The sequence below is a fragment of the Longicatena sp. genome (assembly GCF_982403165.1).
The window spans coordinates 20,835-45,982 of sequence record NZ_CEVYEL010000006.1; the positions used below are offsets into that span (position 1 = coordinate 20,835).

Here is a 25,148-nt window from a genome sequence, read left to right on the forward strand (position 1 = left end):
TATGATTGATGTAAAAAACTTGCGAAAATCTTATCAGACGCAAGATAAGATCGTTGAAATCTTGAAAGGTATCAATATTCATGTAAATCCCGGTGATTTTATGATCATCATGGGGGAAAGCGGCAGTGGAAAGACAACGTTTCTGAATTGTGTTTCCGGTTTTGATACGATTGATGAGGGAAGTATCGAAATTGGTGGCACAAAACTAAATGAAATCAAAGGCAAAGCGTTGGAACAATTGCGTTTACATCAGTTTGGTTTTATCTTTCAGGACAATTATTTAATCGATAATCTGACAATCTTAGAAAACGTAGCGATTACTCGTTTGCAATACGATGCGAAAGCGTATGAAAAAGCAATTGAATTATTGAAGAAGGTGCATATTGATCATTTAAAGGATAACTATCCATCTCAGGTGTCCGGAGGAGAAAAACAGCGTTGTGCGATTGCCAGAGCCTTGGTAAATGAACCAAAGATCTTGTTTGCGGATGAACCAACCGCAGCCTTGGATCGACAGACTGCTGATGAAATCATGAACATCTTAAGTGAGCTGAATAAACAAGGACAAACGATCTTGATGGTAACTCATAGTCCGCGAATTGCCGCATATGGAACAAGAATGGTGTTTGTGGAAAGTGGGGTATTTGAATGCGATGAAGCCTTTACCGGTGATGATCTAGAAGCTAACTATCAGCGAGTGATGGAAATCACGGAGCGCTAAGCTTATGAAACTTGTATATAAAACGTTGCATCAGAAACAGATGTTTACACATGGCTTATTGATCGTACTGCTGTTTTTATCTATGCTGTCTTTACAAGTAACCTGCACGGTTTTTACGAAGAATCAAAGCATGGCAAAACGTATTGAACATTTAGATGTTGCCACAACAACCATCTTCAGCAGTCCTTCGATGAATTTTGATACGTATCTGAAAGAATATCAGGAACAAGGTAAATTTAACTTCACGTATGAAAAAGGTAGTGCATGGCCATACCTGCCTTATTCAACTAGCTGGATGCAGTCAAAATTTCCATTATATTTAGAAAGCTATATTCAAAGTGATGATGCATACCCTTTGTTAGAAGGAAAGCCATGCAAAGAATTAAAGGGTAATCAGATTGCCGTTATGAACGGCTATGCCAATGCTTTACGAAAACAAGGCATAGAACCCTTGCATCATCAAATTAGTATTCAAGATGATATGGGAAATGCGCATACCTTTCAAATTGAAAGCATCCTATATTATACAAACTATGAAGATGGCTATGTGAATCATAAAAATGAAGACGCAATAAAAGATTATCAAATCTTACCACCGGCTGTTGGTATCGTAAAACAAGAAACTTTGCAAAACTTACGTAATGAGATTATCAAAGCCAAAGGAGAAGGTGCGACAGGGGCCTTCAGTACGATGTTAAAAGTACGTTTTGATAGTTATGATATGCAGGATGAATATGAATTTCGCCAGGATGCTTTAGATACCTATTATATGTCATCGGCAGATTTTCGTTTATTGGCGGATGAATTAAATGGCAATCGAGTACAAGATACTATCTTCCGTTTTGTGTCAATGAGTGTAACGGCATGTTTATTGCTAAGCTGCTTATTTGTTCTGTATGCCTTTTTAAAGCGGAAACTGCTAGATGATCAGGAAAAATTAAGTATTCTTGTCATCAATGGCATTACCAAACGCAATATTCAAAGAGCTTATGATCTGGAATATGGACGATTGTTTGTATTCGCAATCCTTTATCTAATCCTTTTTGATTTTTTCACATATCTTGTTCTTCAGCAGCAAAGTGATTATATTTTGCGCTTACTATTTACCATGTCATGGGAAACGGCAAAATGGTTGTTACCTTTATTAGTTGCTTTCATCATTGTTTTAATGCTGATGATTCGTTGGCAAGTGCATCGCTGCTTCCATGGCAATTTATTTCGACAAATCAAAGGAAAACATCTGTCGGTAAAACGGAAACGACGTGTCATCAGTTATCGCTTTCAGCCACTGCATATGGCAATGCGACAATTTCAGACAGATCCATTTATGGGAATACGGAATATCTTCTCTTTAGCCGTTATTTTCTTAACGATCCTGCTTTTGTCCATGACGCAAGGAATCTTATCACATTTGTATACACCGGCTACCTTTGGCTTACAATTTGATTATCAAATAGCTGCGGGTATGCCTTATGATGATTATGAAAAAATCAAACCATATATAAAAGAATATGCACTTCTAGAGATGAACAAAGAAGAAAATGGTATTATGAAAGAATATATGGTAAATGATCGCAGTACACGCGAGAGTGTAGATTTTCGTTATTTTCCGGGGATGCGTTTGGTATTAACCGGAGATTTGGATGAATTTCTTCCATTACGAGAAGGCTCTTATCCACGGATACCGGATGAAAAACATAATGGGATAGATTATTCGAAAGAGCGTGCTATGGTGCCGCGGCGTATTCAATATGATTTTGATAAATATATCGCCAATTCGGATTATGTAAATCAACATCCTGAATATGCCAATGATACGTATGCCGAATTTGTCGAAGGCTTTTCAGTTCATGGTGCAGCGATTTATGGTTTTACAGAATCCATTATGAATCAAGGTTATGTTGCTTTTACATCGCGAAGAAAAAGTCCGGTTGACAAAGTCCATTATCCATATCTTCCTAAGATGTTGGTAAAGGTCAAGGATGAGAAAGCAAAAGCAGATATGGAAAAGATGATGAAACAAAGTGCATTGACGTATAATTCTTATGATAGCGTCTTAGCGATGCTGCAGGAAAATAATGATGAATTGAACCAGAAGCTGCGATATGTCATGAGTGTTGTCTTTGGAATGGAAATCCTTGTGTTAGCCATTACGCTATACGCCAATATCATGGCCGATAAGGCGCAGCAAAAAGCGATGTATACATGTTTTGCACGCATCGGTGTTAAGAACAGCTTGCGTCGGCGCAAAGAATTTTCTTATGAAGCGTTGATGCTGCTTCTAGCCTTTCTTATGACGGCGTTGCTGTATATACTTGTACAATATCCGTATTTTAATGTATTAGGCATTTATCTTGGTGTATATGAATTACCTTCATCGTTAAGCATGATGCCTATGCTAATGGTAATCTTCGTTATCATATTAAGTGCAGGGATGTTGTTTTATGGAAAAGCGCAGCATAAAAAGGAAGGATGAACAGTATGATTGATGTAAAAAACTTACGAAAGTCTTATCAGACCCAGGATAAGACCGTTGAGATCTTGAAAGGGATTAATATTCATGTAAATCCCGGTGATTTTATGATCATCATGGGGGAAAGCGGCAGTGGAAAGACGACCTTTTTGAACTGTGTTTCCGGTTTTGATACGATTGATGAGGGAAGTATTGAAATTGGTGGTACAAAGCTAAATGAAATCAAAGGCAAAGCGTTAGAACAATTGCGTTTGCATCAGTTTGGTTTTATCTTTCAGGACAATTATTTGATTGATAATTTAACAATCTTAGAAAACGTGGCTATAACCAGATTGCAGTATGATGCGAAAGCATATGACAAAGCCATGGAACTATTGAAGAAGGTGCATATTGATCATCTAAAGGATAACTATCCATCTCAGGTATCCGGAGGAGAAAAACAGCGTTGTGCAATTGCCAGAGCCTTGGTAAATGAACCAAAGATCTTATTTGCGGATGAACCAACCGCAGCCTTGGATCGACAGACTGCTGATGAAATCATGAACATCTTAAGTGAGCTGAATAAACAAGGACAAACGATCTTGATGGTAACTCATAGTCCGCGAATTGCCGCATATGGAACAAGAATGGTGTTTGTGGAAAGTGGGGTATTTGAATGCGATGAAGCCTTTACCGGTGATGATCTAGAAGCTAACTATCAGCGAGTGATGGAAATCACGGAGCGCTAAGCTTATGAAACTTGTATATAAAACCTTGCATAAGAAACAAGCTTTCCTGCATGCTATGCTGATACTGCTGCTCTTTCTTTCCCTATTATCTTTGCAAATCACCTTTACAGTGTTTACAAAAGGGCAAAATATGGCAGAACGTATCGATAAGATGGATGTAGCCACGACCAATATTTTTTATAAAGAATATGATGATGAAATCAAGGATTTTTTGCAAGAGTATAAAGAAGATGGCAACTTAGACTTCACTTATGAAGAAAGTTTGGTATGGCCGTATGGCGTTTTTTCAACAAGCTGGATGCAAGAAACATCTCCTATCTATTTAGAAGGATTCGTGAAAAGCGATGCGCATTATCCGTTATTAGAAGGTAAGCCCTTAAAAGATTTAAAGGGGCATGAAATCGGGGTCATGGAAAGCTATGCACGTTCTTTACGAAAACAGGGCATTGAACCTTTAGGACATGAGATTGAAATTACTGGATCCTTCCAAGAAAAAGAAAAATTTACGATAACAAGTGTTTTTGATTATCCTAATTACGATGATGGCTATGCCAATCAAAAGAATAGTAAAGCTATTCAGGATTATCAGATTACCAGACGTGCCGTAGGTATCGTTAATGAGAAAACCATAGAACAAATAAACGGTCATTATGTGAAAACGTATGGTCTTGAAAAGGCGGCAGGTCTATATGAGCGTATCTTAAAATTAAAAATCAAGGACTATTCAGCACAGAAAGAGTATGCCCTGCGCAGTGATGCGTATAATGATGATCGTACTTCTTCCGCTCAGATAGATTTTCGTTTACTTGCGGATGAAATTGATGGTAATCATGTACAAGATGGTATCTTCCAATTTGTATCCTTAAGTGTTACCTTTTGCTTGGTGGTAAGCTGTTTATTTGTTTTGTTTGCCTTTATGAAACGTAAGCTGATCGAAGATCGTGAAAAGCTGCATATTTTGATTGCCAATGGGATCATGAAGAAAAATATTCAAAAGGCATATGGAATGGAATATGGGCAGCTGTTTGCTGCAGCGCTTGGTCTGCTGATTGTTTTTGATATCGTGTTGCAGCTAGTGTTGGCACATCAACAAAACTATGTCTTGCGTCTGTTATTTTCTTTATCAACGAAAACAGTGTTATATCTTTTGCCGGTTACCATCCTTTTCTTTATCGGATTGCTCGCTTTGATGCTATGGCAAGTACATGCCTGTTTCCAGGCAAATCTATCCCATGCGATGAAGGCGAAAGACGTGCATATTACAAAACGTACACATCGTATTCGGTATCGTTGGCAGAGTCTGCATATGGCATGGCGAGAAGTTTTAACACATCCGTTTTCTTCCATGCGTAATATTCTTTCTTTAGCTATTATCTTTTTAACAATCTTGCTGCTGTTTATGACGCAAAGTATTTTATGGCATTTGTATACGCCGGCTACCTTTGGCTTACAATTTGATTATCAGTTGTATAAAGGGATAGCTTATGATGATTTTATGGAACTGAAAAAGGAATATTTTGATGTCTTTGCTTTTATGGATGAAACAAAGCGTTTTACCAGTATCGATAAGGAATTCATGGTTTATGATAAAAGCACGCGGGATAGTGTAGAATTTCATTATTATCCAGGCATGCGCATTACCTTAACTGGAAGTCTAAAGCATTTTCTACCGGTAAAAGAGGGCGTTTATCCGCCACCGGTTGGAGCAGAAGGTGGCGAAACATTGATGGAAAAGATGCGTACTATGGTGCCACGTCGTATCCAACATGATTTTCATCGCTATATCATGTATTCTGACTATGTGAAAAAACATCCTGAAGTTGCTAATGACACTTATGCTGAATTCTCACAGGGATGGCGAGTAAATGGATATCCGATCTATGGCTTTACAGAATCTATCGTAAATCAAGGCTATGTGGCATTTGCCAGTCGTAACATGAGTCCTTTAGATAGAGAGCATTATCCACAAATGCCTAAGACTATCCTAAAACTAAAGGGCAGCTCACAAAAGCAAGTTTTTGAAGCTGCTTTAAAGGAAAAAGGCATTGCCTATGATAGCTACGATACGGTATTACACATCTTGCAGGAGAATAATAACGATTTGAGTCTGAAATTACGCTATGTCATGATTAGTGTTGCAATGATGGGCAGTTTTGTCTTGTTGTTGACTTTATATGCCAATGTGCGTGCAGATGAAGCTATGCAAAAGATGAGCAATATTTGTTATGCACATATCGGTATGCAAAAAAAGATTCGGCTGCAGCGAGATATCTTATATCAAGGCATGATTATTGTAGCAGCTATGATTTTAGCTATTCTCTTGTATGGTATTTTACAATATCCTTATTTCCAGGTGTTAGGAGTTTATCTTGGTTTATATGAATTGCCATCAGGAGCTATCTGGATTCTTCCTGTTTGCCTCGTTATTGTGGTACTGCTATACCTACTGCTTATTGTAATAACCAGAAAACGAAAACACCCCAATATCTGATGGTGTAAGATAGGTATTTCATGGTACGATGAGGAAATCTGTTTACTGTAGCTATTGCGTAACGATTTCCTCTTATAATAGAAGTATATTTTTATATTTTTAATTGCAAAGTATGTAATGCCCGATGTTAGGAAATGAAAGAAGGTGAATAAAGTGGATGAGAGCATAAAGAAAACCTGTAAGAAGTTGAACTTAAGTGAGCTAAACTATATAAAGTGTATATGCAGATTTACGAAAGATACAATTAATTCCGCAAAAAAGGATATTAAAGACAATCTTGATATTGGTAATGATAAAAAACGTGTATGGGCTTTGTTTGGAAAAGATGGAAAAGATTGGTACTGTTTAGAAGTCGGTTCCAGCAATAACATACAAACAGAAATACTATCAAATCTACAGAGTATGCAGCAAGAGCCAAAAGCGGTATGGAAAGGTGCTTATTTTCATAAGGATGAAAAATTGTTTGCATTCCAAACCTACATGGATAGAGCCAGTTGTAAATATCGTGGCATGTTACAGCTATGTGAGGAATTTTGTTGGTGTGAAATTGATATCGATTCCTATGTGGGTGCTAATCAGCTACCTGAAGATATGGAAAGCAACGATATCAACGATCATTTAGAAAATTATGTAGAAGCAAAATTTGCCTATGATACAAAGGCTCTATTTTGGAATCCTTCTCCTGCAACAAACGGTAATAAAGAAAAAGCAATCCTACAGGAATTAGAGAAAGTAGAGAAGTTAAAGATGGCACAAAAAGGTTAGTTTTGCTAACTTATTATGAAATATATAAATTTAATTCGTTAATGATCGTATATTGTTAGTGATTCAGCTAATGATTTACGATTGTTAGTTATATAGCTAATAAATACTGAAAATAAGTAAATATCAACAATTTGCAGAATATTATTTATTAGAAACTTTATGAAGCATAATTCGTTTTTTGATTCATGAATTTAAAATGGAAGATCATGAGTTTTAAAAAATTAAAAGGATACAGTATGAGCGGCTGATAATTAGTTAAGTGCATCCGTGCGATATCTGGATCATAAGGAAAAGATAGAAACTGCTACATTCCTTTGTTTCTTCTTCTAAATTACGCGCATCATGAAAATAATCAAAAAAATCCTTTCATGAGGTGACGAATGAATGCCTTCTATGGTACTATTATATGGCTTATAGAGATGGAGGCGTTATTATGGCTTTTTTACCAACAACACGCGAGGAAATGCTGGAACAGGGATATGAACAAGTAGATTTTGTTTATGTTAATGGGGATGCTTATGTGGACCATCCTTCCTTTGGTTGTGCCATCATTACCAGAGTTTTACAGGCGTATGGCTATAGCTGTGCAATCTTAGCTCAACCGGATTGGCATAAGGATGAAGAATTTTTACAATTTGGAGAACCACGGTTAGGTTTTCTAGTATCTGCCGGCAATATTGATTCTATGGTGAATCACTATTCTGTAAATAAACGCCGCCGTGATCATGATTCTTATAGTGATGATGGTGTCATGGGAAAACGCCCGGATCGCCCTACGATCGTATACACTCAAATCTTGAAACGACTGTTTCCACATAAACCGGTATTGATTGGTGGCATTGAGGCTAGCTTACGGCGCCTATCGCATTATGATTATTGGGATGATGCTGTACGACGCAGTATTCTGATGGATTCACAGGCAGATCTATTGATGTATGGCATGGGAGAAAATACGATTGTTGAGGTTGCGGATGCATTGGCAAGTGGCTTAGCAGCAAAGGATCTATGTTATATACGCGGTACTTGCTGGAAAACCAAAAGTCTAGAGTATTTGAGTGATTATATCTTGTTGCCCAGCTATGAGGAAGTAAAAGCGGATAAGCGCACTTATGCCAAGAGTTTTCATATCCAGCATGAAAATATTGATGCCATTGCGGCAAGTGTATTGGTAGAGCCTTATGATGGTTGGTATGTCGTACAAAATCAACCACCATTGCCATTGACACAGGAAGAGATGGACTTTACCTATTCCTTGCCATATGAACGCACCTTCCATCCAAAATATCATTATATCCCGGCAATTGAAGAAGTGCAGTTTTCCATCGTATCCAATCGTGGCTGCTTTGGCTCCTGTGCTTTCTGTGCCATCACCCATCATCAGGGACGTGTAATTTCTACACGTAGTAAGGAAAGCATTGTCGAAGAAGCAAAACGCATAACCGAGATGCCGAATTTCAAGGGGTATATTCATGATGTAGGAGGGCCTACAGCTAATTTCTCACGAGAAGCTTGTGATAAGCAGCGAGAATTTGGGGCCTGTAAGAAACGAGAATGTTTATTTCCAAAGCCTTGTGGCAACATGGTAGTGGATCACAGTCGTTATTTGGATATCTTGCGTTCCGTTCGTGAATTACCTAAAATTAAGAAAGTTTTTATTCGTTCTGGTATTCGTTATGATTATCTGATGCAGGATAAAAATGATGAGTTCTTTGATGAATTGGTAAAATATCATATCAGCGGGCAGTTGAAGGTAGCTCCTGAACATATCAATGCGGCTGTGTTAGATAAAATGGGAAAACCACGCAAGGAGCTCTATTTAAAATTTGTTGAAAAATTTAAAGAGAAGAATGAACAGTTCCATATGGATCAATATATTGTGCCTTATTTGATGAGTTCACATCCAGGCAGCGATTTACAGGCAGCCATAGAATTGGCTTGTTATTTAAAGAAGATCCATTATACACCGAAACAGGTACAAGATTTCTATCCAACACCGGGGACACCGGCTACTTGTATGTATTACACCGATTTGGATCCTAAGACGATGCGTCCTGTTTATGTAGCGAAGACTTGGGAAGAAAAAGCAATGCAGCGTGCCTTGATGCAATTTACATATCCACAAAATTATGATCTGGTGTACAAAGCATTAAAAAAAGCAGGAAGAGAAGATTTGATTGGCAATGGTCCAAAGTGTTTGATCTCGTATCGTCGTCCATCCGCTAATAATTTTTCACACAAACAAGCAAAAGGGAAAGATAAGACTATGAATAAAAAGAATGTTGGAACAAAGAAAAGGACAAACGCACATAAAAGAGAAAGGAATGCGCAGCGATGAAATTGTTTCGTGAAATTATCATCATCTTTGGCATTAGCTATATTGGAGAATGTCTGTCTACGCTTTTACATTTACCCTTGCCAGGTAGTCTGGTAGGAATGCTGTTACTGTTGTTACTGTTGTCTTTTCGTATTCTGCGGCTGGATATGATCGCAACAGTTTCGGATTTTTTGTTAGGACATCTACCATTTTTCTTTATTCCGGCTGGTGTTGCTTTGATGGCAAAATTTTATCATATCGCCGATATTTGGATTCCAATCCTCTTAATCTGCATGGTGACTACAGTGATTACGATGGGGTTGAGTGGATGGAGCATGCAACAGGTGATGGAGAAATGGGGGAAGAAGCATGGATGAACTTATCAATACCCCTATGTTTGGCATCTTATTGTCATTGCTTGCTTTTGAAATAGGGTTATTTATCCAAAAGAAAACAAAGCTCTTATTTCTGAATCCGTTACTCATTGCCATCGCTCTTATCATTATCGTGTTGCTGATTAGTAACATTCCATTAGAAAGCTATCAGCTTGGTGGCGATATTATCAATCTGTTTTTAGGACCGGCGACAGTTGTTTTAGCGGTTCCTTTGTATCAACAGTTACATAATCTGAAAAATTATTTTGTTCCTATCATGATAGGAATTTGTGTGGGGATCTTAGTTGGCATGATTTCAACGATATCTTTATGTCTTTTAACTCATTTTGATGCTGACATCATTGCTTCTTTAGTTCCTAAATCAATCACAACGCCGATTGGAATTGAAGTAAGTGCACAGCTGGGCGGGATACCTGCTATTAGTGTATTGACAATTTTAGTTACTGGGATTTTTGGAGCAGTTGCAGCGGATGTCGTTTTTCGTGTTTTTCATATCAAACATCCTGTCGCAAAAGGAATTGCTTTGGGAACTAGCGCTCATGCCATTGGAACGACCAAGGCTTTATCGTTAGGCAAAGTAGAGGGTGCGATGAGCTCTTTGGCAATAGGCGTCAGCGGTATTATCACCGTCATGATAGCTCCGTATGTATGGAATATCGTAATGTCGATTTTATAAAAAAAAGGAAGTCCATGTTATCATGCAATTTTTTGGATGATCATGTTGCTTCCTTTTTTAATGTGTTTTTATATCTTTATCACTATTTTTTCATTATGCTTGCTTATGGAGAAATCGCTTTTTCATAGACTTCAAGTTCTTTGCACATCTGCTTTATCAGCTGCCATTGTGTCTCATCCAGGATGCCATTGACTGGAAGGCCGAGCAGTCGCTGAAAGCTTTTTATGGCTTGTCTTGTTGTTTGAGCATCTTCCATAGCACAGTAAGGAATCGTAGGATAATAGGCATGCAAGATGTTCAGCTTTTCTTTTAATGTGTTTAATTGTTCTGTTGTTGCTATGGATAGGGGGGTGAACAAAGGCAAAGAGCCAGCAGTATGCTGCATGATGGTAAAAGCAAGCTCATATGCCCATTGTATCGTAAATGGAGTCAAATGATCCATGCAAGGAAGATGCCAATACCTGTGGAAGGCAAGAAGTGCTTCCATGCTGTCATGGTTCCATTGACCATTCTGTTTAGCGATGATAGGCAATGCCTGGTGAAAGCTGGATATGATATGGTATTGTTGTTGAAACTGTAATCGATAGGTTTTTTTCTGCTCATCAGATAGAGCAGTAATAGGATTTTTTTGATTACTATAAGCATTAAAATAGTGTACGGCTTTTGCTAAAAGGTCAGGATAGAAGCAATAAGTGGCAGTTGCAGCTTTACTACCTTCATCTGTTGTGGAGTCTTGTTCCTGCAAGCTCAACAGTTTCATAATGGAAGCCTCAAGTTGTTCATCAGATGAGGTAGGATTCATCTTTTCACTTAAAAGGTGCATTAATTTACTGATGACGGGTTGAAAAACACCGGCAGGGAAACAAGAAACAGGTGGGTCATGGGCAAAGCATAGACAATCTTTTGTCACTTGATGAGTATTGCCTTTTTGGGTATTTGTACGCATCAAAGTTAATAGACAACTTCGTTCATTCGCATACAGGATGACTTTTTGCTGTAAATTACGAAAGTTTCCTATACGTATATCAACCAGATATTCCACAGGGTTTTTACCATCCACATAAAGGGGAATCCAGGAAGTCATACCATAAGCATCACTTAACAGAAAATCTTCAAATACCAGAATGTTTTGTTGTTTGCGATAAATACGTATGCAGGCTTGGGCAACAGGTGAAAAGGTTTCCTGTGTCATGACATGAACTTGTAAATATGCGGTTGCGATTGTTTCACCTCCCCTACATTACGGTATGTTTCACTAGACAAAGGGCATGGGTGGAATGCCTAGCAAAAGCAAAAATGGAAGGAAATGGAATGATAACCTTTTCAATATGTGAATTATGTGAGAAGTATAGAGTTTTGATGTTGAAAACAGCAAAGGTATTGACGTTATAAAAGGCAAGGTGTATATTCATCACATAAACTATTTCATGCGTGAAATAATAGGAAGTGAGGACGCTGTTATGGGCAATGAGGAACGTATTGTTCGTTTGATCAGAACGATAACTACACATTTGCATAGCTGTATGAATCGCTGTTATGAAGATTATGGAATGACGGGTATTCAAGGGCTTGTACTGATGGAAGTGGCAAATGATGAAGAATGTAAACTGGGGGCATTGGCACAGCGCTTGCTAATGACGAATTCAAATCTATCCGCCATTATCAAACGAATGGAAGAGCATGGTTGGATACGCAGATGCCGTTCACCTCAGGATGAGCGTATTGTCTATGTACGCTTAAGCAATGAGGGCGCAGCTATTCTTGCGGATATTAAAAAGCGTATGGATGCTAAGTTGGACTTTCTGAAGCAAGAAGATGAAGAAAGTATTAAGCAAATGATACAGAGTCTGAAACGACTTGATGATCTTTTGCAGGAGGTTACCTATGAATAAGCAGAAAAAGCCATTATATTACTATTATTTAATCATCTTAATCGTTCTGTTAGGAATTAATCTTGTATTTACTATGTTTCGTGGGGATAAAATTAAAAACGTGAACTACAATGATTTTATGAAACAAATTGAACAGCATCAGATAAATGAAGTAGAAATAGGTGATCAGAATATTACGTATTCACTTAAAGGGGAAACGAAACAGCTGTATAAAACAGAAACGATGGAAACAGATACGAGTTTATCACAGCGCTTATATGATGCCGGAGCTAAATTTACGCGTATTCATACGAAAGAAATGAATCCTTTGTTATCTTTTCTATTGACATTTATCTTACCGGTTGCTTTCTTATGGTGGCTAGGTAATCGGATGTTTAAAAAGATGCAGAAGAAAATGGGTGGCGATGCCATGAGTTTTGGCGGTGGTTTTGGTAATTTTGGCAAAAGCGATGCTAAAATTTATGTAAAAAGTCAAAGCGGTAAAACCTTTCGTGATGTAGCAGGACAGGAAGAGGCGAAGGAATCTTTACAGGAAATGGTTGACTTTTTAAAGGATCCAGAAAAATATAGTAAGATTGGTGCACAAATGCCAAAAGGGGCATTATTAGTAGGTCCACCGGGTACCGGTAAGACGTTATTAGCCAAAGCTGTTGCCGGAGAAGCCAATGTGCCTTTCTTCTCTATATCCGGTTCCGAATTTGTTGAAATGTTTGTTGGACGCGGAGCTGCCCGAGTACGTGATTTATTTAAACAGGCTCGTGAAAAAGCTCCATGCATTGTCTTTATTGATGAAATTGATACGATAGGGAAAAAGCGAGATGGTGCAGGCGTTGGTGGAAATGACGAACGAGAACAGACGTTAAATCAGTTATTAGCCGAAATGGATGGTTTTGATGGCAGTACCGGTGTTATCATCCTAGCTGCGACCAATCGTCCGGAATCCTTAGATCAGGCATTGTTGCGTCCGGGACGATTCGATCGCCGCATTCCGGTGGAATTGCCTGACTTGCATGGACGTGAAGCAATTTTACAAGTTCATGCGAAAGATGTTAAAATCAGTAAACAAGTTGATTTCCGCGCGATTGCCAGAGCTACAGCAGGGGCCAGCGGTGCAGAACTTGCTAATATTATTAATGAAGCAGCTTTGATTGCTGTAAAAGATCATCGTAATCAAGTATTGCAGAAGGATTTAGAAGAAGCTGTTGAAATTGTGATTGCCGGTTATGAACGTAAAAATGCTGTGATTTCAGCGAAAGAAAAACTCATTGTATCCTATCATGAAATTGGTCATGCCTTAGTAGCAGCCCGCAGTAAACATTCCATGCCAGTCGCAAAAATTACGATTGTACCAAGAACAAGTGGAGCTCTTGGCTATACTATGCAGGTACCGGAAGATGAAAGTAATTTGATTACAAAGGATGAGGCTTTTACGAAAATCGTAACATTCTGTGGCGGACGAGCTGCGGAAGAATTGATTTTCCATTCCATTACCAGTGGTGCAGCAAATGATATCGAACAGGCAACCAAAATTGCCAGAAGTATGATCACTCGTTTAGGAATGAGTGAACAGTTTGGCATGACTGCTTTAGAAACAGTGAATAATCGCTATCTTGGACAAGATGCGACACTTGCTTGCAGTGATCAAACGGCAACCAAAATTGATGAAGAAGTAGTGAAACTGATACAGGATGCATATCAACAAGCATATCGAATACTTGAAGAAAATAAAGATAAATTGCATGAGCTGGCAAAGTTCTTATATGAAAAAGAAACGATTACCGGTGAGCAGTTTATGGCAATTTTGAATCGCCCGCGGCAAATTGAAACAAGCGCGGTGCAGGAATAAAGAAAACGTCATAGGACAGGATGCATGTCAACAGCAACTGTGTTATGACGTTTTTTATTTACTTAATCAGATTCTTTAAGAAAGCCTTCTCCCCAATAGCCAACAGGATCTTTCAACAATAACTTCTTAAAATCATTTGCCGGCATTGGTTTAGCAAAGACATATCCCTGGATGAAATCACAGCCACATTTTTCTAAGAAGTACACTTGATCAGGCTCTTCAATACCTTCTGCAACGACCGCGATATGAAGCTGTTTCGCCAAATGAATAATATGGGAAACAATGATGCGAGCTTTCTCTATAGAAGCACCTTTGCGAAAGAATAAGATATCTAATTTTATGACCTGAATAGGAAGTTCTTTTAATGTATTCAAGGAAGAATAGCCAGCACCGAAATCATCAATTGAACAAAGGAATCCATGAGTACGCAGTTCACTGATCTTGGCACTTAATAACGCATGGTCTTCAATCGCTAGACTTTCGGTGAATTCCAATTCTATCACATCATCACAAAGTTCATATTGTTCTTTTATCGAAACATAATAGCTTATGAAATCTTCCTGGAAAATGTCTAATCTTGAAACATTGACTGCTAGATGAATGCGATGTGTGTGATTTTCAAAATAATCGTGCAGCCATTTGCAGGCAGAAGCAAACATATAACGATCTAAAAGAACAATGAATCCATTACGTTCAAATATCGGAATAAAGTCATTTGGAGGAATGATGGTTCCATCACTTTTTTGCCAACGTACCAAAACTTCTCCACCCATGATGCGATGATTATGATGAGTATCCGTTTTAGGCTGTATATACATTTTAAATTCACCATTCTTCAAGGCAAGCTGCATTTGACTTTCAATCTCATTAACATGTAGGATATTTTGACGAATGGTATCGGAATAAAATGCTTGCCGTATTTCACGATTTGCTTTAATTGACTGTTGCGCCATCTTAGCACGGTTATACATCTTATTTACACTTAACACATCTTCTGGTTTTGTTACACAGTAAAAACCAATTGCAAATGAAATAGGGAAAGAATGTGTATTGCAATGCTCTTTCGCAATAACAGCTTTCATGATATGTTCATGCCATTCGATTAATTGGTTAGGTTCTTGGAAAAAACGTATACCCGTAAAATGATCGGCACTTTCACGACAGAAGAAATCATGTGTTTGCATATTGGCAAGTAGGCAATTGCACATGATTTTTAATAAAGCATCACCGGCCTCATAGCCAAAGGTGTCATTATAGATTTTAAAATTATCAATATCCCCATACCAAAAGGCGAATGGTTGAAATGCGTCTTTTCTTTGGATTATCTGTTCTTCCACATCTATAGAAAATTTGACAAAGTTTGATATACCGAGCACAGGATCTGCAAAGGCTAGTCTTTCAAGATGTTGCTTTGTGCGATTGTGCGTGCGATTAATAAGGTAAAAGAGTAGTAAAAAGATCAATAAGGCAAAGCCTGTTAACAGAATGATTCCATAGATCAGCGTATGATCTGCATTAATCATATTTTCATTTACGATACTTAATAAATACCAATCGTTATACGATAATGGTGTATATAAGCACCAATAAGTTTGTTTATCCTCATCATATGTGAAGAAATGTGATGTTTTATCTTTGAGGTTTTGATGAATACTTGTTAATTGTTCTTCACTAAGATTACCAATATCCCCTATATTTTCCACCGTTGCTGATTTCATAGAACGAATGATATAAGTGCCGTTGCTGTCAATGATATTGGAATAGCCACTGTGACTGAAGATGGCATTATCCAAAACACTCCGCAGTCGCTGAGTTTTATCAGCCGCTAGTAACACACCGATATTTTGATTATTACTGATAATAGGAACACTATAATAATTGAGGTAGTTATTACTGAAAGGATCTTTTAATGTCTTAGAAATGGTAAGGTTTCCTTGCATGCCTGATTGAAAAATAGGAGAGGAACTAAAATCAACCTTATGATGAATGGTGCCATCTAAATCAACCATGTCGGCTTTCCCATTGCTATGAATGATACCCATGCGATAAAACGCGTTGCGATCATTGATCTTACGGATAATAGGAAGTAAATGTTTTAAATCCATAACTTTCATTTCACCAAGTGTAAGTGCCACACCGTCAAGGGTTTCCATATTATTCGCTATTTGTTCGTTAACCGTTGTCTTCATATTTTCTACAGACTCTTCAAAATAAGCAATATTTTTCTGATTGCTTTCTTTCATCATATAGAAAATAAAACCGACACCTGAGACGAAAAAGCACAGGCATAATATAAGAATAATACGATAATATCTACTTGTTTTTTTTGTTACCATGACTATCTCCTATATAAATCATCATCCGATATCCCTTACATCGGTTATAGTTCTTACATTATAGCATGGATTATGTAAAGAGTGGTACTAGAATAAGAATTCCTATTTATTCACTTTATTTTTAGCATATATCATGTATATATCATACTTCTACAAGTAATCTGTAATGAATGAAGATAACAATTACCGAAAATAAGATACCACTTTCAGCAAATGATAAGAAATAAAAAATATGGCATTGCTCTTTCAGTTACTATCCTATGGAATCAAGCATAAAAGAAAAGAAGGGTTTCGCTTTCATAATAAAGCATTGTGAAAAAGAGGAATGAAATGCTATAATACCACTAGACGACAATAGGAGGGAAGCACATGCCAAATATTATCACGCACAAAATATTTGCTGAAGAGGTATTAAAACAATTAGAAAAACAAGATATTCGCTCAATTATTGAAAAACATCCGCAAAGCTATTATATTGGCAGTAACGGACCGGATTTTCTGTTTTTTTCGCATAGTAAGCCTTGGGAGGCATATAAGAGCCATGTCTTAAATCATCTAGGGAGCCGTATGCATGCAACCCATATCAACGCTTTTTATGAAACTGCACTGCGCTGTGTGAAAGCTCAGGAAAACATACAAATAAAAGAAACAATGATGGCATATTTGTTTGGACATTTATGTCATTGGGCATTAGATAAAACAACACATCCTTATATTTTTTATCGTACCGGGAACTGTAAAGGAAAAAGTGCCGGATATCATCACCGTTTTGAATCTATGATGGATACCATGATGTTAGAAAAATATAAGGGTATTAATATTAAAGAATTCCCTTGTTATGAAATTTGTGAATATGATGAAGATATACTAAAGGCTATTGCCAGGATATATGTTCCTAGCGCAAAAGAAGTGTATCATGTAGATGTAAAGGTACATGACATACGAGAAGCTTTAAATTCCTGGTATGATATTCAAAAATTATTGTATGATCCTAATAATTTGAAATATCCCATTGTTAAAGGTGTGGAAACTTTGTTTAGACAACCATGGAAGATCAGTGGCAATATCGTTAAAACAAAGATTGATGAACGCTATGATATCTTGAATGAAGAAAAACGCGAATGGCTGCATCCTTGTGATTCTGCTATGCGATCAAATGCATCCTTCCTTGAGTTATTCCAAGAGGCGCAATCGTTGGCAGTTGCGGTAGTGGAAAAGGCCTATGGATGTATAGAATATGATGCAAATGTCCAAAGTGTTATGGATATTTTACAAAATCAGGCATATGATACTGGTATGGATGGCAATCCTAAGATGCAGTATTTTGATGTCATCTATGAGCATTAGCAGCATATATGCTGCTTTTTTAAACGGAGGTGTATGATTTGAAGAGTTTTGATTTGCATGCAGATATCGGCTACGATATTATGCAAAAGAAAAATAAGGGATATAAAGAGAATATTTTAAAAACGTATCATCTGCCTAAATTTGAGCAGGGAGAAATCGCTTATATTTGCATGGCATCTTTTTTTGATGGGCATGAAGATTGGACGGATATGCAGGATATGATCCAAAGTACCAAAAAAGCCATACAGGAGTGCGAAGATGTCTGTCTTCTTTTGCAAGCAGAAGACTTTTTTGTACCTGCTAAGGTTCATGCCATTATGAGTGTAGAAGGGATGTGTGGAATCAAGGAGCATCCGCGTGAAAAGATACGTTGGATGTATGAACAGGGTGTGCGTTTGGCGTCCTTTTGCTGGAATGATGAAAATGCGCTGGCAACCGGTGTGAAAGGTGATACACAACGTGGACTTACGGCAATGGGAAAAGAAGCATTGGACGAAATGGTAAAACTGAATATGGTCATTGATGTCTCACATGCAAATGAAAAAACTTTCTGGGATATTCTTTCTCATCCTAAGGCCAATATCATCGCGAGTCATTCTAATGTTCGGGAATTGTGTGATCATCCACGTAATCTTAAGAATGAACAGATTGAAGCATTGCTGAAACGTGGCACTTTGATTGGAATGAATACAGCACCACAATTTGTGCATAGCAATAAAGAAAAACAGGATGTTGCCCATCTTGTACAGCACATGGTCTGGTTAAAAGAGTTTCATCATAATAAGGTTGACAGCATTGCTTTTGGCTTTGATTATATGGATTTTTATGAGGAACAATATGATTATTTAAAGGGTGCGAAGGATTGTACGCAGACTGGTAATATCCTTCAGGAAATGCGTAAGTATTTTAGTGAAGAGGAGATTGCAGCAATTGCATATCGTAATGCATGCGATTATTTTAAAAAGATTTGGCAGGCCCATAATGCCATATAGAAACATTCAAAAAAGAAAGTTTTCAGGTAGTTTAAAATTCACCTTAAGACTTTCTTTTTTTAAACAATTTATTTGTAGGAAGACGTTCTTACTTGGTCATTTGTGCTAGCAAATGTACCAGTTTGTGATAGGCAAGCTCCATATCGTCTATATGCAATACACATGTTTCCATGGGGCAGATACCATCTTTTTTGCGATTGATGATATTTGGCACAAGTAGTTCGTAATGAACAAGAATATGATGTGCTTGTAAAAAATGCAGTGCCGGTTCAGATATCACACCAGCATGAACTTCTTTGATGCCCCCGAATACTAACATCATTGCTGCCGCTTTGCCAATCACTTTATCTGCGATTTGCGCATCTTTCAATACACCCTTATCAAGGAGGGTTAGAATGGGGCGTATTCCATCAGCCTTTTCTTTATAAATATGATTGTTTTGTGATACTATACAGGATAAGTGTTCTTCCTTTAAAATTTTCATCAGGCTTTCCATTTTTTTCTTTTCCTTTCTTACAAATAGTTTGCATAAAAAAAGCGAAACTTCCATGATCGCCCTTACAGTACAAGTCTATCATATTTTATCTAAAAATGATAGTCTAGTAAAAGGAATTTTTTTGACTATAATAAAGGTATAAATACAAGGAGGGATTTTATTATGAAAGTCCAGATCTACGGTAAGAACATTACGGTAACTCCAGCAATCGCTGAGAAAATTGAGAAGAAGTTAAATCATCTCGAAAAGTATTTCATCATTGATGAGAATGTGATTGCAAATGTGGTAGTTCGGGTGTATCCGAACAAACAGAAAATAGAGGTGACGATTCCAACAAAGTTTGCAGTTCTGCGTGCAGAAGTTGTGCATGATGACTTATATGCAGCCATTGACTTGGCTATCGACAAACTGGAAGATCAGATTCGCAGACAAAAAACAAGATTAACGAGAAAGAACAAAGAGAAATTGGCATATGCGTTCCTTGAAACAGAAGAATTAGATGAAGAGTATGATGAAGCGGATGAAGTCGTTAAGACAAAATCCATTGTCCCAGACACCATGGAATTAGATGAAGCGATTATGCGTATGGAAATGTTGAATCATAATTTCTTTATTTATCGCGACGATGAAACAAAGGAAATTGCCGTTGTCTATAAACGTCATGATGGTGGCTATGGCTTAATTGAAACGGAATAAACATAATGAAAGAAAGTGTGCAATCGCACACTTTTCTAATGGTTTCTTGTTTGTTTAATGGTAGGTGTTTGTTAAATGATAAGGTTTCTTTGTGCCAATAGACTATAACATGCCGAATCAAGCATATAGATCAACATTGCTATGAAGCGTAGGTGCTTGCAGGACTTGACCGCTTTGTTTAGGGAAGATAAGTAAGGAAAAGATAGACTTAAGACCGTGTGGAAATCAAATAAAATTGTAACACGTATTTGAAACTGTTATAATAAGAAAAAGCAGGTATATTTGAAGTGATTTTTTCCTTGTATCATAGTAGTGCTGTTCTTGTTAGAAGGTATATTGTAAAATAAAAGGAATGGAGAGATCATATGTTAATATCTAATGGAAAACAAAAATTAACAAGTTTTACAAAAAACTATAAAGAAGCTGTTATAGAAATAACATCAGGTGTATGGTTCGTTTTTGGCGTGGGGCATAGTAATGCTATTTTTATTGAAGGTGCTACAAGTATTCTTCTGATTGATACTTTAGATTCTTTAGAACGTGGCAAAAAATTGGCAAATATCATTCGAAATCATACAGAAAAGAAAGTTAAAACCATTCTTTACACACATGGACATCCAGATCACAGAGGTGGCGCAGGTGCTTTTTCAGAAAGTGTTTCGGAGATTATTGCATTTGAGCCTAAGATGGCGGAATTAGAGAAAACAGCTTTTTTAAAGGATATTCAAACTTTACGAGGGGCAAGACAGTTTGGTTATGCGCTAGATGATAATGAAGCCATTTCTCAAGGAATTGGGATACGTGAGGGAGTTGTTTATGGTGAACAGCGTGCTTTTGTTTCACCGACCACTTGTTATCAGCAAGATAAAGTCATTAGAGAAATTGATGGTATACAATTAGAGTTGGTTAGACTTGTTGGCGAATCTGAGGATCAGATGATGATATGGCTTCCTCAAAAAGAAGTTTTATGTTGCGGGGATAACTATTTTGGTTGTTTTCCAAACCTATACGCTATTCGTGGCGGACAATATCGAAACCTTGCGACATGGATTAACAGTATCGACTTTATGTTATCTTATCCTGCCAAATATCTTTTAGCTGGACACACAGCCTTGATACAGGGAAAAGAAAAAATTCATGAAGTACTAACGAATTACAAGAATGCGATGGATTATGTCTTGAATGAAACACTGAAAGGTATGAATGAAGGCAAAAACGCAGAACAATTAGCTTCTGAAATTCATTTACCAGCTGAATATGCTGACTTACCATATTTAGGTGAATATTATGGTTGTGTAGAGTGGACAGTAAGAGAAATCTATGCAGCTTATTTAGGCTGGTTCGATGGAAATCCAACCAATCTTCACCCTCTTTCTCCTGAGCAAAAAGCAAGTAAAACGGTTAAATTAATGGGAGGAAAAGAAAATGTGTTTGCAGCTGCGCAAACAGCGCTTAAAGACAGAGATTATCAATGGTGTTTAGAACTTTGTGATTTGCTGATACAAATAGATATAGATAAAACTATATTGGAAGTAAAAGCAACTGCATTAGAGAAAATTGCAGAATATGAAACAAGTGCCAATGGACGGCACTACTATATCGCTTGTGCTAAAGAATTAAGAAATAAAATTTCAAAAGAATTTCCTGATAATGATGTTGTCTTATAAGGACAAACGAGCGCTTTGCACTAAACGATTGATAAAAATGGATCTTTCCAGAAGAGAATCCCTACTGGAAAATGGGTAATTGAAAAATAGGAATTAAAAAATGGAGATTTCCAAAATGACGATACATAGTAACCATTTAGAAACCACTTTTACAAAGCTAACCTAAAGTAAGAAAGAACCTAGAGGAGTCATCGTACAGTTGTTAAGGTTAGGCAGTGTCTTTCATCTAGGTACTATATTTATTAATGAAAAGCACAAGGTGTCTATCAATAATTGGCACCTTATGTTTTTTATATTATCTGTTATGAAATGTCATTTCAATGATCATGTTATGATAGCGGCTTTGTGGGAAAGCCGATTTCTTAATAGGTACATAGATAAAATATTTTTTATACAGATAATCATATATGAAATGTAACTTATGTTAAAGAAGAAATGTTTGTATCTTCATTAAAATACATCAATATAAACTACCATTGATTGCTCTTACTTTGTTTTATTTTCAACAATTTTTTTAAAACGATTTCGATATTCGGCTGCCAAAGTATTGTCTTGAAAATGCTGCATACTGCCTTCTTTTTTTATACCGAGTTGCATGAAGATGGCATCACACTCTTCAATTTCTAAATATGTATGCTCTTCATAACGTTTTTCATGTGCCGCATTTGGCATAGAAATATCAATCTTTTTACCATCCTTCAGATAAAGAAAATAATAGAAATCACCTTTATTGTGTTGCGATAAGAAGGATTTGGCTGATTGAAAACCAGTTTTTACTTTTGTGATATTTTGATAATCATTTGTTTGCAGGATAGGCGCATACCAGCGTGCTATTTCAAGATGTGATGGATATAGCACATTGATGTTTGTTAAAGATATATAAAGAACGATGAGATTTACAAAGAGCATTAGGAAACGGTAGTGTTTCAGTTTGTGAAAGATGACTTGATAGTCTTCAAAATCAATATTATGCGTTTTCTTGGCAATGTAGGCGCCATTTATGACCATCGCTTCAATGTGGAAGAAAAAGGGAAGGATATCGGCAAGCATCGTGGAACTCCACAGTATGTAGCCATCTTTAAGATAAAGCAGCTCTTTTAGCCACTGTATGACAAAGATGAATAAAAATCCTATGCATAAAGAAAAAGGCAACCACAAGAGTAAGATCCATCCTCTCTTTTTCCGTTCTTTAAATTGGTGTCTTGTAGTAAAATACTTACGCCATAATAATGTTAGCACGCTCATGTCAGCTAGAGAAAGTAAGGTTAGCAATCCTTGGTGTTCTACATTATGTTCATTAATTTTAAGAAATAAAGTTAGAATAGGGCCACTAAGAATGAGAGTCCATACAACATAAAAAAGCGGGGAATGCTGCGTCAACATTTGGACATCTTCGTGTAATTGTTGGAATTCATCCGTTTCGATTTCTTTTAAAGTTTGTAGCCATGCAGATAATGCAGAGGCATCACTTTTCTGAAAAGATTTTTGCATATCATATAAAATAGATAGGCGAAGATCTTCTTGCCATTTCTGTTTTTCCAACATATGAATTTGTTTTTCTAATAACTCTACTAGCGTACATTTTCCGTCTGTAACATCCTTAATAGCAGCTATAGAACAACCACATTTTCTTAATAAAGCAATTGTTTGTAATTGCGTTAAATCTTCTTCGCCATACTCGCGATAGGCATTTTCACCACGTTTGATCTATAATAGGCCCTTAGTTTCATAATAGCGTATCGTCTTGGCAGAGATGCCACTCAATTTTTCAATTTCTCCAATTTTCATAGCTATGCTCCTTCTTTTATAGAGGTAGTAAACACCTTCTAGCAGCTGGAAGGTCAAGGAAAAAATAAACTTTTTGCTATATTTACGACATTTTTATATCATCTTGTGATTGTTGTTGCTTCACATGTCACTTTTTGCGATAAATAAAAAACCCGCTTGCATCAGCGGGTAATACACATATGGCGTCCACGAAGGGATTCGAACCCCTGACCGTGCGCTTAGAAGGCGCATGCTCTATCCAACTGAGCTACGTGGACAACAATCAATGCCTAATTATAATAGCAAATTTCATATTGAATTTCAATATATAATTTGTTTTTTTTTCATTTCTGAACAGTTTTTCAACCGTAGTACACAAAGAATGTTAAGTGTAAAGTGAGATATATGCACCCTCAAATATGTAAAGTCAATCATATGTATTAATACTTTTTGTAAAATAGTAGTATGTGTTTGGCATTTTTAAAATATCATATCCTTATATAATATAGCGGTTTGTAAAAGAAACTTCGCTTTTATGATTTTAAAGAAAATAAAAGTATTTTCATTTTTAGGGATTTTACTGCATGAAGTGTGTACGTTGCCTAGAAAGACTGTTGTAAAAGCAGGATGGGCAAAGGAAAATCATCACATAAGAAATGAAAATAACACACTTTATGTGATAACGGACAAAAAATGCGTGAAATTGGCGCAACTATGGACATACTAATTGATAAAACAAGGTAAATATGCTATATTAATGTATGTTTGGTCGTAAAGGAGATACCATGGATACTTATTATGAAGATATTCTAAAAAAAGTAGAAATGCAGATGGAACAACATGACCATCAAGCTGCTTACCAGATTCTTGAGGAAGAGCTTTCCATGCCTTATATTCCTAAGGAATATGAACAGCGATTGATCGATCTTTATAATGCCTGTCGCAGTGAGTTGCAACCACAAGCACAGCGAAGCTATAGTGAAGAGGATATTGAAATGCTGCTAAAGGGTTCCTTGGAAGAACAGTTTCTTGCGATTGAACAGTTAAGAAAAAGTAATATTCGTAATCATCTGGATGCGATACGCGATTACCTTGGCAATGCGCCACACTACTTAATTCGCTCTTATCTAATTGAAGCGATGATGGAACAAAACATCAGTGACGAGTTCACAATTGAGATGGATGGGTTAGTCATAACCTTTGCTCCATGCTTTATTGAGCCGCCAATGGAGAGTGATGGTGTCATACAAGCAGTCGCATACCTAAAGGATTGGTTTGAAAGCGATAATCCGACATTCACGATGATGTGTGTGGAAACACTAGTAAAAGAGGCATATCTTCGATTGCCATACAATATCGAAGAAGATGATGCTTTGGGAATTGCAATCGGTGTTGCACAATATGTCTTTGCGGCACATGAAGAAATGGATGCTTTTGCAATATTTCTGAATGAAAAAGGACTTGCGCGAAACAGTGGTTATGAATTATTATTAAGTAAGCATGAAATTTAAACATGTGAAAATCGTATTGGGTACGTAGGAGGTAT

The 25,148-nt window shown here is 37.0% G+C and carries 19 protein-coding genes, 1 tRNA gene and 1 pseudogene; 15 read left to right on the top strand and 6 right to left on the bottom strand.

The genetic code is table 11. The features are described 5' to 3' along the window. The first annotated feature begins 1 nt into the window (after position 1). The 8 genes from AC1VS3_RS02145 to AC1VS3_RS02180 all read left to right on the top strand — a co-directional run bounded on the left by AC1VS3_RS02145 (position 2) and on the right by AC1VS3_RS02180 (position 10,563). A complete protein-coding gene (locus AC1VS3_RS02145; protein WP_017144623.1) occupies positions 2–721 on the top strand; it encodes an ABC transporter ATP-binding protein in 720 nt (239 codons plus the stop codon). A gap of 4 nt (positions 722–725) precedes the next feature. Next, positions 726–3,197 carry an ABC transporter permease gene (locus AC1VS3_RS02150; protein WP_481275485.1) on the top strand — a complete coding sequence of 824 codons (2,472 nt, stop codon included), beginning with the start codon at positions 726–728 and terminating at the stop codon, positions 3,195–3,197. 5 nt (positions 3,198–3,202) lie between these two features. Beyond that, entirely contained in the window at positions 3,203–3,922 is a 720-nt protein-coding gene (locus tag AC1VS3_RS02155) for an ABC transporter ATP-binding protein (protein ID WP_008688999.1), read from the top strand. A gap of 4 nt (positions 3,923–3,926) precedes the next feature. Next, positions 3,927–6,413, top strand: a complete 2,487-nt coding sequence (locus AC1VS3_RS02160; protein WP_008688998.1) for an ABC transporter permease — start codon at positions 3,927–3,929, stop codon at positions 6,411–6,413. Between the two features lie 153 nt (positions 6,414–6,566). Then, the gene (locus AC1VS3_RS02165) at positions 6,567–7,178 is read left to right on the top strand and encodes a hypothetical protein (RefSeq protein ID WP_008688995.1); all 612 of its coding nucleotides are present in this window, start codon (positions 6,567–6,569) and stop codon (positions 7,176–7,178) included. Positions 7,179–7,611: 433 nt separating this feature from the next. After that, the gene (locus tag AC1VS3_RS02170) at positions 7,612–9,513 is read left to right on the top strand and encodes a YgiQ family radical SAM protein (protein WP_008688994.1); all 1,902 of its coding nucleotides are present in this window, start codon (positions 7,612–7,614) and stop codon (positions 9,511–9,513) included. Further along, positions 9,510–9,869 (top strand): CidA/LrgA family protein, encoded by a 360-nt coding sequence (locus AC1VS3_RS02175; protein ID WP_008688992.1) that lies wholly within the window; start codon positions 9,510–9,512, stop codon positions 9,867–9,869. Before AC1VS3_RS02170 ends, AC1VS3_RS02175 begins: the two co-directional genes overlap by 4 nt. Next, on the top strand, positions 9,862–10,563 hold the full coding sequence (locus tag AC1VS3_RS02180; protein WP_008688991.1) for an LrgB family protein: 702 nt from the start codon (positions 9,862–9,864) through the stop codon (positions 10,561–10,563). Before AC1VS3_RS02175 ends, AC1VS3_RS02180 begins: the two co-directional genes overlap by 8 nt. A 103-nt stretch (positions 10,564–10,666) precedes the next feature. Here the strand turns inward: AC1VS3_RS02180 and AC1VS3_RS02185 are convergent, their stop codons facing one another. Then, positions 10,667–11,755: a peptidoglycan-binding domain-containing protein gene (locus tag AC1VS3_RS02185; RefSeq protein WP_008688989.1), complete on the bottom strand. Its 1,089-nt coding sequence runs from the start codon at positions 11,753–11,755 to the stop codon at positions 10,667–10,669. Between the two features lie 235 nt (positions 11,756–11,990). On the opposite strand from AC1VS3_RS02185, the gene AC1VS3_RS02190 reads away from it, so the two are divergent. Further along, complete coding sequence (locus AC1VS3_RS02190; RefSeq protein WP_226906214.1) at positions 11,991–12,455, top strand: MarR family winged helix-turn-helix transcriptional regulator; 465 nt, start codon at positions 11,991–11,993, stop codon at positions 12,453–12,455. Further along, complete coding sequence (gene ftsH / locus AC1VS3_RS02195) at positions 12,448–14,301, top strand: ATP-dependent zinc metalloprotease FtsH (protein ID WP_008688984.1); 1,854 nt, start codon at positions 12,448–12,450, stop codon at positions 14,299–14,301. Before AC1VS3_RS02190 ends, ftsH begins: the two co-directional genes overlap by 8 nt. A 62-nt stretch (positions 14,302–14,363) precedes the next feature. On the opposite strand, the gene AC1VS3_RS02200 is transcribed toward ftsH, so the two are convergent. Continuing rightward, positions 14,364–16,637: a bifunctional diguanylate cyclase/phosphodiesterase gene (locus AC1VS3_RS02200; protein WP_008688982.1), complete on the bottom strand. Its 2,274-nt coding sequence runs from the start codon at positions 16,635–16,637 to the stop codon at positions 14,364–14,366. Positions 16,638–17,006: 369 nt separating this feature from the next. Here AC1VS3_RS02200 and AC1VS3_RS02205 point away from each other — a divergent pair, with 369 nt between their 5' ends. Together AC1VS3_RS02205 and AC1VS3_RS02210 are read left to right on the top strand one after the other, a co-directional pair. After that, entirely contained in the window at positions 17,007–17,984 is a 978-nt protein-coding gene (locus tag AC1VS3_RS02205) for a zinc dependent phospholipase C family protein (RefSeq protein WP_008688980.1), read from the top strand. Positions 17,985–18,013: 29 nt separating this feature from the next. Continuing rightward, positions 18,014–18,976: a dipeptidase gene (locus AC1VS3_RS02210; protein WP_008978958.1), complete on the top strand. Its 963-nt coding sequence runs from the start codon at positions 18,014–18,016 to the stop codon at positions 18,974–18,976. An 88-nt stretch (positions 18,977–19,064) separates the two neighbouring features. Here AC1VS3_RS02210 and AC1VS3_RS02215 read toward each other — a convergent pair whose 3' ends face one another. Next, on the bottom strand, positions 19,065–19,472 hold the full coding sequence (locus AC1VS3_RS02215) for a DUF1893 domain-containing protein (RefSeq protein WP_008688977.1): 408 nt from the start codon (positions 19,470–19,472) through the stop codon (positions 19,065–19,067). Positions 19,473–19,634: 162 nt separating this feature from the next. Here AC1VS3_RS02215 and hpf point away from each other — a divergent pair, with 162 nt between their 5' ends. Then, complete coding sequence (gene hpf / locus AC1VS3_RS02220) at positions 19,635–20,168, top strand: ribosome hibernation-promoting factor, HPF/YfiA family (protein WP_008688975.1); 534 nt, start codon at positions 19,635–19,637, stop codon at positions 20,166–20,168. Between the two features lie 365 nt (positions 20,169–20,533). Then, on the top strand, positions 20,534–21,835 hold the full coding sequence (locus AC1VS3_RS02225) for an alkyl/aryl-sulfatase (RefSeq protein WP_008688973.1): 1,302 nt from the start codon (positions 20,534–20,536) through the stop codon (positions 21,833–21,835). 486 nt (positions 21,836–22,321) lie between these two features. Here the strand turns inward: AC1VS3_RS02225 and AC1VS3_RS02230 are convergent, their stop codons facing one another. From AC1VS3_RS02230 to AC1VS3_RS02240, 3 genes and pseudogenes are all read right to left on the bottom strand, one after another. Then, entirely contained in the window at positions 22,322–23,326 is a 1,005-nt protein-coding gene (locus AC1VS3_RS02230) for a MerR family transcriptional regulator (RefSeq protein WP_418548236.1), read from the bottom strand. Positions 23,327–23,434: 108 nt separating this feature from the next. After that, a pseudogene (locus tag AC1VS3_RS02235) lies at positions 23,435–23,623 on the bottom strand (MerR family transcriptional regulator); the annotation flags it as partial. Between the two features lie 180 nt (positions 23,624–23,803). Continuing rightward, a tRNA-Arg gene (locus AC1VS3_RS02240) sits at positions 23,804–23,880 on the bottom strand. A gap of 507 nt (positions 23,881–24,387) precedes the next feature. On the opposite strand from AC1VS3_RS02240, the gene AC1VS3_RS02245 reads away from it, so the two are divergent. Beyond that, positions 24,388–25,113, top strand: coding sequence for a DUF3196 family protein (locus AC1VS3_RS02245; protein WP_008688969.1), 726 nt, complete (start codon positions 24,388–24,390; stop codon positions 25,111–25,113). Positions 25,114–25,148 lie beyond the last annotated feature (35 nt).